This window comes from Nocardioides lianchengensis (genome assembly GCF_900101465.1).
In the GTDB taxonomy this organism is placed as follows: domain Bacteria; phylum Actinomycetota; class Actinomycetes; order Propionibacteriales; family Nocardioidaceae; genus Nocardioides; species Nocardioides lianchengensis.
The window spans coordinates 34,092-45,685 of the sequence record NZ_FMZM01000015.1; the positions used below are offsets into that span (position 1 = coordinate 34,092).

4 protein-coding genes are annotated in these 11,594 nt (G+C 72.7%); 1 reads left to right on the plus strand and 3 read right to left on the minus strand.

What is annotated here, in order from left to right:
• Positions 1-17 precede the first annotated feature (17 nt).
• Complete coding sequence (locus BLT76_RS26220; RefSeq protein WP_211753166.1) at positions 18-4,727, plus strand: 3-keto-alpha-glucoside-1,2-lyase-like domain-containing protein; 4,710 nt, start codon at positions 18-20, stop codon at positions 4,725-4,727.
• A gap of 239 nt (positions 4,728-4,966) precedes the next feature.
• On the opposite strand, the gene BLT76_RS22425 is transcribed toward BLT76_RS26220, so the two are convergent.
• The 3 genes from BLT76_RS22425 to BLT76_RS22435 all read right to left on the minus strand — a co-directional run bounded on the left by BLT76_RS22425 (position 4,967) and on the right by BLT76_RS22435 (position 11,570).
• Positions 4,967-5,533 (minus strand): TetR/AcrR family transcriptional regulator, encoded by a 567-nt coding sequence (locus tag BLT76_RS22425; RefSeq protein WP_170867209.1) that lies wholly within the window; start codon positions 5,531-5,533, stop codon positions 4,967-4,969.
• On the minus strand, positions 5,526-6,359 hold the full coding sequence (locus BLT76_RS22430; RefSeq protein ID WP_090860542.1) for an alpha/beta fold hydrolase: 834 nt from the start codon (positions 6,357-6,359) through the stop codon (positions 5,526-5,528). The genes BLT76_RS22425 and BLT76_RS22430 overlap by 8 nt, the downstream gene beginning before the upstream one ends.
• Positions 6,360-6,488: 129 nt before the next feature.
• Positions 6,489-11,570, minus strand: a complete 5,082-nt coding sequence (locus tag BLT76_RS22435; protein ID WP_090860543.1) for a glycoside hydrolase family 3 N-terminal domain-containing protein — start codon at positions 11,568-11,570, stop codon at positions 6,489-6,491.
• Positions 11,571-11,594: the final 24 nt, after the last annotated feature.

Here is an 11,594-nt window from a genome sequence, read left to right on the forward strand (position 1 = left end):
GGAGGTCACTGGTGTCGATGAGCAGTACGTCGCAACGTCCGTCCCGCCTGCGCAGACGAGGGCCACTGGCCGTCGTCCTCGCGGGCGCGCTCGCCCTGGGTGTCGCCACCGGGGTCACGGCCGCCTCCGCGGTCCCCGCCGGCGACGAGCCGGGGGTCACCATGCGGGCCTTCCAGCTCGGCCAGCCCATCTCGGACCTCTGCACGCTCAAGTCCGGTCAGACGCCGAACGTCGACCTGCTCAAGCCGACCATCGACTGGGACGCGCCCGACGACTTCGGCGGGCTGCAGGACAACTACCTGGTGCAGGTGCTCGCGAACCTGAGCATCGACACCGCTGGTACGTACCAGTTCCGGCTGACCAGCGACGACGGCTCCGACCTGTTCATCGGCGACCAGCTCGTCATCGACCACGACGGCCTGCACGGCCCGACCGCCAAGGACGGCAGCGTCACCCTGACCGCCGGCGTCCACCCGCTGCGCGTCAACTACTTCGAGGGCACCAACGGCGAGCGGCTGACCCTGCAGTGGCAGAAGCCGGGCCAGACCACCTTCTCCGTGGTCCCCACCTCGGTGCTCAGCACCGAGGCCGGCGTGACCCGGGTGACCGCCCCCGGCTTCAAGCAGTGCGAGGGCCAGTCCGACTCCGCCGGCGACGGCCTCCAGCTCGACGCGGTCAACCCGGCGTACGACCTGGTCGACCTGCGCCCGGCGGGCTTCGAGCCGCAGGTCTCCGGCCTGGAGTGGGACGGCGACGACCTGCTCGTCCTCACCTGGGGCGGCAACGGCAACGACCAGGGCAACGTCTCCCTCGGCGAGCTCTGGCGCCTGAAGGGCGTGAAGACCGCCACCAGCCCGGCCGGCGTCACCCGCACCAAGATCGCCGGCGCGCTGAAGGAGCCGATGGGCGTCAAGGTCGTCGACGGCGACGTCTACGTCTCCGAGAAGCACCAGCTCAGCAAGCTGGTCGACGCCGGCGACGACGGCGTCTTCGAGACCAAGGAGACGGTCGCGACCTGGCCGTTCGACGGCAACTTCCACGAGTTCGCGTTCGGGATGCTCTACGAGGGCGGCAAGTTCCACCTGAACCTGTCGGTCTCGATCAACCTCGGCGGCGCGACCACCGTCCCGCAGGGCTCCCACGACCGCGGCACCCACATCACGGTCGACAAGGAGACCGGCGAGATCGAGTACGTCGCCGGCGGCCTGCGCACCCCGCACGGCATGGGCCGAGGGCCCGACGGCGAGATCCTGGTGACCGACAACCAGGGCGGCTGGCTGCCGGCCTCCAAGCTGGTCGAGATCAAGCCCGGCCGCTTCTTCAACCACTTCACCACCGGCCCCGGCGGCACCAAGGGCCGCTTCGACGAGGAGCCGGTGACCAAGCCGATCCTGTGGATGCCGCAGAACGAGATCGCCAACTCCCCGAGCCAGCCGGTGCTGGTCGAGGAGGGCCCGTACGCCGGCCAGCTGCTGATCGGCGACGTCACGTACGGCGGTCTGCAGCGCGCCTACCTGGACAAGGTCGACGGCGAGTACCAGGGCGCGCTGTTCCGGATGAGCCAGGGCCTCGAGGCCGGCTCGAGCCGGGTGCTGCGCGACGAGGACGGCACGCTCTACGTCGGCGGCATCGGCGCCGGCGGCAACTGGGGCCAGACCGGCAAGCTCCGCTTCGGCCTGCAGAAGCTCGAGCTGAACGACACGGTCCCCTTCGACATGGAGTCGATGAAGGTCGTCGAGGGCGGCTTCGACGTCACGTACACCAAGCCGCTGTCCCCGGCGACGCTCGCCGGCCTGGCGAGCAAGTACCAGCTCGACCAGTGGCGCTACAAGGCCACCGCCCAGTACGGCGGCCCGAAGCTCGACGAGGAGACCCTCGAGGTCACCAGCGCCGTCGCCTCGCCGGACGGCCGCACCGTCCGGATCCAGGTCGACGGGATGAAGCCCGACCGGGTCGTGCACCTGCGCTCGCCGCGACCGTTCTCCGCCACCTCCGGCGAGACCCTGTGGAGCACCGAGGCCTGGTACACGCTCAACTCCTACCCGGGGTACGTCGAGCCGGAGCCGGAGCCCGCTCCCTTCGGGCTCTACGAGCTGGAGGACGGTGAGCTCACCGGCAGCGCCAACATCCAGAACGAGCACGCGGGCTTCAGCGGCAGCGGCTTCGTCGCGGGCATGGGCGACGTGGGCGCCGGCTCGACCGTCCAGGTCGTCGTCGACGAGGCGGGCACCTACGACCTCAAGCTCGGCTACGCCAACGGGCCCAACCCGTTCGAGGGCACCAAGAAGCTCAGCGTGTTCGTGAACGACCAGCGCACCCAGCTCTCCCTGCCGTCCACCGGCGGCTGGAAGACCTGGGGCAGCATCACGCGTCAGATCACCCTCCCGGCCGGACCGAGCACGATCCGGCTCGAGAAGGTGACCGGCGACGACGGGCACGTGAACCTCGACTACGTCCAGGTTCTCCGACCGACCTCCACGCGGTACGAGGCGGAGTCGGCGGCCCGCTCGGGCGGTGCCAACCTCCAGAACGAGCACGCCGGCTTCAGCGGCACGGGCTACGTCGGCGGTCTCGAGACGGGGGGTGCCTCGGTGAGCTTCACCGTGGACGCCGACGCGGCCGGGGACCACGACCTGACGCTCGGCTACGCCAACGGTCCGCACCCGGCCCCGAACCTGACCAAGAAGCTCGACCTCTCGGTCAACGGCGGCCCGGCGCGGTCGGTGTCGCTGGCCAACACCGGCGCGTGGAACGCATGGCGCGCCTCGGTCGAGAGGGTGGCCCTCCAGGAGGGCAGCAACACCGTCACCTACACCGTGCCGGCCGCCAACGGCCAGACCGACGGTCGCGTCAACGTCGACTACGTCGACGTCGCCGAGAGCGCCCCGGTCTGCGACCCGGAGGGGGTCTCGTCCGACGACGAGTTCGAGGGCGACGCGCTCGACACCTGCCGCTGGAGCACGGTCCTCAACCCCGCCCCCGGCGGGCTCGAGGTCCGCGACGGCGAGCTGCGGCTCTCCGCGCAGAGCGGCGACATCACGGGCGGGATCTTCAGCGCCCGCAACGTCGTCCTGCAGCCCGCGCCGTCCGACGGCACCTGGGCGGCGACCACCCAGCTGTCGCTCACCGGGACCAAGGAGTACCTGCAGGGCGGGCTGATCGCCCACACCAGCACGGACAACTGGGCCAAGGTCGTCGCCATGCGCACCCCGCAGAGCACCTGGGTCCTCGAGTTCGGGCGGCGCATCGACGGGCAGATGGTCTTCTCCAACAGCCCGGCGCTCCCCGGCGCTCCGAAGGACCTGCAGCTGCAGATGGTCTCGACCGGCACCACCATCCAGGCGAAGTACTCCCTCGACCAGGGAACGAGCTGGCAGTCCATGGGGGCGGGCTACCCGTCCACCGGGCTGGTCGACCCGAAGGTCGGCGTGGCGGCGTACAACGGCTCGGGCTCCCAGATCGGGCGCTTCGAGAAGTTCACGATCACCGAGCCGGTCGTCGAGCCCGACACCTGTGAGGCGACCACGGCCGACCCCGGCTACCGGATGCTGTACGACGGCACCGCGGCCAGCCTCGAGGACTGGAACATGGCCGGCCCCGGGTTCTTCACCCGCGAGGCGGACTGCACGCTCAAGACCCACGGCGGTCTGGGCCTGCTCTGGCACCAGGACGCGCTGGAGGGCGACTACTCCCTCCAGCTGGACTGGAAGCTCACGGCCGACCACAACGGCGGCGTGTTCGTCGGGTTCCCGAACCCGGGCACCGACCCGTGGGTCGCGGTCAACCAGGGCTACGAGATCCAGATCGACGCCACGGACGACGCCGACAGCACCACGGGCGCCGTCTACAACTTCCAGTCCGCGGACCTGCCGAAGCGGGACGCTGCGCTGAACCCGCAGGGTGCGTGGAACCACTACGAGATCCGGGTGGAGGGCAAGCGGATCCGCATCTACCTCAACGAGGTGCTGGTCAACGACTTCACCAGCGCCGACCCGGCCCGGCTGGACTGGCCGTCGTACGTGGGCCTGCAGAACCACGGCAACGGCGAGAACGTCCTCTACCGCGACGTGCAGGTCAAGGAGCTGGCCGACCCGGAGAACGTCGCCCCCACGGTGACGGTCACCCCGACGCCGGCGACGGTGGAGGTCGGTCGGACCACGAAGGTCGAGGTGGCGGTCGACTCGCCCGCCGAGGAGACGCCCACCGGCGAGGTCGTCCTGACCGTCGGCGGGACGGCGCTCCCCGCGGCCACCCTCGTCGACGGGAAGGCCAGCATCACGGTCGGGCCGTTCGACCGGACCGGACCGGTCGCGCTCTCCGCGTCGTACGACGGCGACGCCGCCCACGACCCGGGCGAGGGCAGCGGGTCGCTGACCGTCACGAAGAAGCCGGTGGTGACCCCGCCGCCCCCGCCGCCGGTCGTGAAGCCGAAGCTGGCGACGGTCGGCACCAAGGTCGACGCCGACAAGGCTCGTCGCAAGGCGGCGGTCACGCTGCGCTGCGTCCAGGGCGCCTGCCGGGGCACGGTCTCGCTCCGGCTGGCCAGCGGGAAGCAGCTCGGCACGGGCAAGGTCACCCTGAAGGCGGGGGCCCGCGGCAAGGTGCGGCTCAGCCTCACCAAGCTGGCCCGCAAGCAGCTGAAGGGCAAGGCCGCGGTCCGGGCCGTGCTCGTGGTCCGGTTTGCCGACGGCAGCACCCAGCGGCTGACCGTCCGGCTCACCCGCTGACCGGTCGCTGAGACACCGAACGGCCGCTCACCCTCTCGGGGGTGGGCGGCCGTTCGGCGCGGCATGACGGCAACGCTCCGCCCGTAGCCGATCTCGGTGGCGTCCTCCGTTGGTTGAGCAGCGAGGCCGCGCTAGCGGGTGAGCGTGTCGAAACCCCCGCAGCTGCCAGGTGACGCTGATCGAGGTCGTCTCCCGGGTGCGGCGCTGCGCGACCTGCTCGACCACCGGTGGCATGGCCGTCAGTCCGTCCGGCGCAGGCCGCGGTCCACGAAGTCGACCAGCCAGGCGAAGCTCTCGTCGACGTCGGTGTCCAGCTGGAACCCGCCGGCCGCCTCGAGGACGGCGAAGCCGTGGGTCAGGCTGCGGAGCAGCCGGAGCGCGTGGATGGTGTCGGTCGGGTCGACCGGGTAGCCCTCCAGCACGGCCGCGAGCGAGGTCAGGACGCGCTTCCCGGCCGCGTCCATCGGGTCGTCCGGGCCCTGGGGCTCGAGGCGGACCGTGGCGGCGTACCGCCCGGGGTGCTCGAGGACGTAGTGCCGGATCGTCCGGGCCGCCGCCTCCAGGGCGTCCCGGCCGGCGCGGCCCTGCAGGGCGTCGCGGAGGTCGTCCCCCACCTCGGTGAGGGCCAGGACGGCGATCCGGCGGACCAGGTCGGCCTGGCCGGCGACGTGCTTGTAGAGCGAGGGCGGCCGGACACCGAGGCGCTCGGCGAGCAGGCCCATGGTGACGTTCGGGAGCCCGACCTCGTCGGCGAGACCGGCCGCGGCGGAGACCACGACCGCCGGGTCGAGGCCGGCCCTAGGCACGGGCGTGCGCCTGCAGGAAGGGAAGGACCAGCGCGACCGTCTCGTCCGGGAACTGGGTGTGCGGATAGTGCCCCGCCCCGTCGATCATCTCGAGCGTGCCCAGCCCCGCGGGCATGGCCGCGACGACGGCCTCGCCCTCGGCGCGGGGGTCGGCCCAGTCGGGGTCGAGGGTGCCCTGGACGACGAGCGCGGGGCACACGATGTTGCCCAGCTGGGCGCCGGCGTCGGTCGGCGCCGTCCGGCCCATCTGCTGCAGCGCCTTCATCCGGCCGGGCTCGGCCAGCACGGTCGCGCTGCGGCGGAGCTGGTCGTCCCAGTCGGCCGGCTTGCGGCCCGGGAACGCGCCGTCGAGGTAGCGGTGCCACCAGGTCGTGCTGCCCAGCACGGTGGTCATCAGCAGGCGGGTCATCCCGGTGCGGAACGCCTTGGACCGCAGGTCGCCCAGGCCGATCGACTGCTTGCGGGTGAATGGGCCGAGCTCGACGATCCCGGCGACCAGCTCGGGGGACAGAGCGGCCGCGACGGTCACGGCGCCTCCGGAGATCGAGTGGCCGACCAGCACGGCCGGTCCGCCGAGGTGGCGGACCAGCGCCAGCAGGTCCCCGGCGAGGTCGGTGCGGGTGTACGACGACCAGCCGACGCTGGACTCGCCGCAGCCGCGGAGGTCGACCGCCGCCACCCGGTAGCCGGCGGCGACCAGCTGCGGCACCACGAAGCGGTACGACGCCCGGTCGTCGCCCATGCCGTGGGCCATCACGACCAGCGGCCCGCTGCCCGTGACGTCGTACGCGAGGGTGCCGCCGTCGACGGCGAGGTGCTCGGTCATGTCGCTCTCCTCATGGCTAATGTTGTTAGCCCAAAGCTAACGACGTTAGCCAGTCGGTGTCAACTCCGGGACGTGACGACGCCGCCCCCCGGTGGGCGGGGAGCGGCGTCGTCGTTCTGAGGGGTGCGCTCAGCGCACCCGGACCGACACCTTCCTCGCGGTCGCGCCGGTGAGGACGCGGGCCGCGGAGCCGGTGGGGTCGTAGGTGACGGCGAGCCGGTAGCTCCCCTTCCTCCGGGCGGGCAGCCGCACGGTCACGACGCCCCGATCGGCGCGGTCGAGGGTGACCCGCAGGACCTTGCCGGCGTAGCGCAGCGTGATCCGGCCGGTCGCCCGGTCGATCGCGCTACTGCTCACCCGGACCCGGACCTTCGGGCGGGTCCCCGGACGCACCCGCTTCGGCGTGACGCTGACTGCGACGGACGGGACCGCCTTGCGCACCACGGCCGTGGCGGCCGAGGTGGCCGTCCCGGCCAGGTAGCCGGCCTTGGTCGCGGTCACCCGCACCCGCAGCCGGTGCCCGACGTCCGCCGCCCCCAGCAGGTACGACGCCGAGGTCGCCCCCGGGACCACGCTGCCGTCCCGCAGCCAGCGGTACGACGCCGTCGTCCCCGCCACCGACCAGGTGCCTGCGGTCGCGACCAGCCGGCCACCGGCGACGGCGCTGCCGCGCACGGTCGGCGCCGAGGTCGAGGTGATCGCGTCCGGCTCGGCGACCGGCTCCACGCCGGCCACCTCGCCGAGCAGGTCGACCGCGTCCGCGGCCTTCCCCGACCAGAGCAGGTGCTCCGCGTCGGCGATCCCGCGCTGGGCCTGGGCCCCGGCGGTGCCGGCGACGACCGCCGCCTGGGCCACGTCCCGGGCCAGCGACCCCACGACCGCCGCCTGCGGCAGCACGGCGTCGTCCCGACCGCCGAGCTCGGCGGCCAGGTCGGTCAGCAGCGGCCAGGCGCGGTCTGCGTCGCCGATCGCCCCGGCCGTCCAGACCGGCGCGTCGAGCAGCGCCTGCGCCGCGCTCGCGGCGGTCCCGGTCAGCGACGCGCGCAGCGTCGTCAGCCGGGCCCGCGGACCGTCGGTGCGCAGGCCCCACCCGTAGGCGTAGGCCGGGTCGTACGACGCGTCGCCCACGTTGACCGGGACCTGGTCGGCCGAGGCCGGCCAGGTCATCGGCAGCTGGCCGGTGAACGGCTCGTCGCCGAGCAGGACGTCGGCCACGCCGGCGCCCTCGCTGCCCGGCAGGAACGACGCCACCACGGCGTCGGCCGAGGCCGCCGCACCGGTCAGCACCTGCGGCCGTCCGGAGACCACCACGACGGTGCACTCCATCGCGCCGCAGACGGTCTCGATCGCAGCCCGGTCGGCGTTCGACAGCGAGAGCGACTTGCCGTTGTTGCCGACGTCGCCCTGGCCCTCGGCGTACGGCGTCTCGCCGACCACGACCAGGCCCGCGTCGTACCCGGTCGTCGGCTCGGCGGCCGTCTTCGAGTAGGTGACGTCGAGGTCCGGCGCGGACTGCTGCAGGCCCTCGAGGATGGTCGTCCCGGTGGTCATGCCCTTCCCGGAGCCGCCCTGCCAGGAGATGCTCCAGCCGCCCATCTGGTTGCCCAGGTCGTCGGCGTTGGAGCCGGCGACGTAGAGCTTGCCGGTCCTGGCGAGCGGCAGCGCGCCGGTGTTGCGGAGCAGCACCTGCGACTCGGCCGCGGCCTTCCGGGCGATCGCCCGGTGCGCCTCGCCGCCGAACGCCTCGCGCTGCGAGGCGTCGGTGAACGGCTGCTCGAAGAGCCCGAGGTCGAACTTCTCGGTCAGGATCCGGCTGACGGCGTCGTCGACCCGGGCACCGGTGATGTCGCCGGCGTCGACCCCGGCGACCACGGCGTTGATGAAGGCCCCGAAGTTGTACGGCGCCATCGCCATGTCGAGACCGGAGTTGACCGACCGCTCCACCTTGTCGGCGTAGGTGCCGCCCGGCAGCTTGTCGATGCCCTCCCAGTCGCTGATGAGGAACCCGTCGTACCCGAGCTCGTCCTTGAGCAGGTCGGTGTTGAGCACGGTGTTCTCGTGCATCCGCACCACCGGGCCGCCGTCGACCGAGACGCCGGAGTACGACGGCATGATCGTGCCCGCGCCCGCCTCGATGGCCGGCTCGTACGGCGTGACGTACAGCTCGCGGAACTGCTCGAGCGAGGTCACGTTCGTGACGCCCTGGTCGATCGGGTAGCCGTTGCCGACCTTGGTCGGGTCGTACGACGTGCCGCCGTCACCGGCCCAGTGCTTGGCCGAGGCCAGCACCTCGTCGGCGGCGGTGATGTCGGTCGGGTCGTCGCCCTGGAGGCCGACGACGGCCGACCGGGAGAACGCCCGCACGAGCGCGGGGTCCTCGCCGAGCGACTCGTAGGTGCGGCCCCAGCGCTCGTCGCGGCTGACGCACAGGCAGGGCGAGAAGGCCCAGTTGACGCCGGTGGTGCGGGTCTCCGAGGCAGTGGCCCGGGCGATCCGCTCCACCAGGGCGGGGTCGCGGGTCGCGCCCAGCCCGATGTTGTGCGGGAAGATCGTCGCGTCCTTGACGTTGCTGTGCCCGTGCACGGCGTCCGCGCCGTACACCAGCGGCACCTGCAGGGGCGTCGAGAGGGCCTGGCGCTGGAAGCCGTCGATCATGGCGGCCCAGGCCTCGGGCGTGTTGGCCTTCGGGGTCGACCCGCCGCCGGACAGCACCGAGCCGAGGCCCAGCGCGGCGATCTGGTCGGGGCTGGTCAGCCCGAGCCGCTCGGCCTGGGCCATCTGGCCCGCCTTCTCCTGGATGCTCATCCGGCCCAGCAGGTCGGCGACGCGCTGCGGGGTGGGCAGCGCCGCGTCGAGGTAGGGCAGGTCGTGGGCGTTGAGGACGACCCGGGTCCGGGTCTCGGGCAGGGTCACCCCCGAGGCGGTGAGCTCGATCGGTACGTCGAGCGCCTCCGACCCGCCGGCGCGGGCCTGGGTCTCGACCTGCAGAGGCTGCGTCGCTCCGGACTCGGTGCCGACCGGGAAGGTCAGCGTGCCCGAGTCCGCGGTGTAGTCGGTCCCCGCGACGGCCGTGCCGCCGCCCGTGGCCCAGTCGACCTCGACGGCCTCGGTGGTCGGCTCGCCCGTGGTGGTCGTCAGTGCGACGTCGACGGTGGCGGTCTGGCCCGCGTCGACGAGGGTGACGTCCTGGGTCGGGGCGACCGACACGGTGCCGGCGGTGGCCGGCGTGCCGTAGAGCTCGACGTCGTCGAGGGCCCAGCGGACCGGCGTCGGCGTGCCGACGGCGAAGGTGACCGCGAAGCCCCAGGCGCTGGTCAGGTCCAGGGTGCCGTTCTTGGTCTCGGCGTTGCCGGGCTGGTAGGCGCTCGGGGTGAACGACGAGAACGGCAGCTCGACCAGCTTCCAGCGGCTGGTGGAGGAGCCCCAGTTGTCCTTGAACGTCGCGCGCCACAGCTCGGAGTGCTCGCCGTCGGGGCCGCCGTCCTTGACCTCGACGGGGATGTCGGCGCCCGCCGTGGGCGAGGCCGGGTTGCTGGCCTGCGAGGCGTACCACCAGAAGCGGATGCCGCGGAAGCTGCTCCAGTCCTGGGAGTCGACCAGGTTCTTGGAGAACCCGCCGTAGCTGCCGGTCGGGATCTCGTAGGTCCCGGACAGCACGTCGTTGTCGACGACGGCGCCGCGCTCCTGCGGCTCCTGGCCGATGGTGACGGTCGTGTCCTCGCTGCCCTTCCAGATGAAGTAGCCGACCGGGGCGTCGGTGGAGATCTGCACCGGCGTCTCGTAGTCGTCGACCAGGACCGCCCGCTCGTAGAGCGCGAAGTCGTCGAAGCGCCACGCGCCCTGGCCGAGCCCGGTCAGGGTGACGGCGAAGCCGGTCGAGGCGTTCGGCGTGAACCGGGCGTCGGAGGCGTGGTTGCCCTTCAGGCGGAGGTCGGTGAAGAGCACCTTCACCCGGCGCCAGCCGGTCGAGTCGTCGGTGACGTCCTGGTCGAACATCCGGCCGTCGCTCTTCAGCTCGTAGCTCAGCCGCTTGCCCGAGCCGGTGCCGAGGAACCAGAAGCTGAAGCCGTCGTACGCGCTCCAGTCCGTGGCGGGGGTGTCGTTCGTGAAGCCGAACCAGTCGCCGGCGGCCGGCGTACCGCCCACGGTGGCGACGAGCGCGTCGTTGCCGGCAGGGGACCCGGGGACGTCGCCGTCGGGGGCGGTGGTGAGGACGGGCTTCACCGCGTCCGTGATGCCCCAGGTGGTGAAGCCGGCGGGGACGCCGTCCTCGAAGTCGTGGACCACGTTCGCGCTGCCCGTCTCGGGCAGAGCGCCGGTCGGCGTGATGGTCACCGTCGTGGACGTGCGAGCACCGGGGTCGATGCCCGCGCTGGGCTCGCTGAGTGCGAGGTCGACGGTCCGCCGCGGCGCGAGTGCGCCCCGGCTGAAGGTCTCGACCTCGACCGCCTCCTCGGTGTCCCCGGGCGCGAACGTCACGACCTCGTCGACGGCCGTGTAGTCGGTGCCGGCGACGCCGGTCCCGCCGCCGGTGCGGACCCGGACGGTCTGCTCGGTCTCGGACGGGTTGGACAGGCGCACCGGGACGGTGGCGGGCTCTCCCGCCGCCACCGTCGTCGGGGCTCCGAGGCCGACCAGCGGGCGGGCGAAGGTGCCGCGCACCGCGAGGGTGTAGAGCGAGTAGCCGTAGTAGTGCAGCGTCGGGGCCTCCCAGGTGGCGGCAGCCCGCTTCTTCATGGCGATGCGCACGTACCGGGCGGTCGTGGGGGTGTCGAGGGTGATGACGTCGGCACCGCCGTCCCCGGTGGTCGTCGAGTACGCCGTGGTCCAGCTGGCCGGGTCCTCGGGGTCCTCGGTCGCGAGCTGGACGTCGTAGGCGACGGCGTACGACGCCTCCCAGGCCAGGTCGACCGAGGAGACCGTGGCCGCACGGCCCAGGTCGGAGGTCAGGTCGGCCAGGAAGACCGCGGCGCCGTCGTCCGGGCCGTTGCCGCTGGCCCAGCGGGTGGTGGGGTTGCCGTCGATGGCGTTGGCCGCCGGGAAGGTGCCGTCCCGGTCGTCCTGGGACGCGGAGGCGGTGGCCGTGCCCAGCTGGGCCAGGTCGGGATCGGCCGCGGAGGCCGGCGCGGAGGGCAGCGCTGCGACGAGCGCCGCGGTGGTGACGAGGGCGAGCGACGCCGCAGTCGCTCGCCGTCGGGTGTGGAGGTTCATGAGCAGTGATGTCTTCTTTCGCTC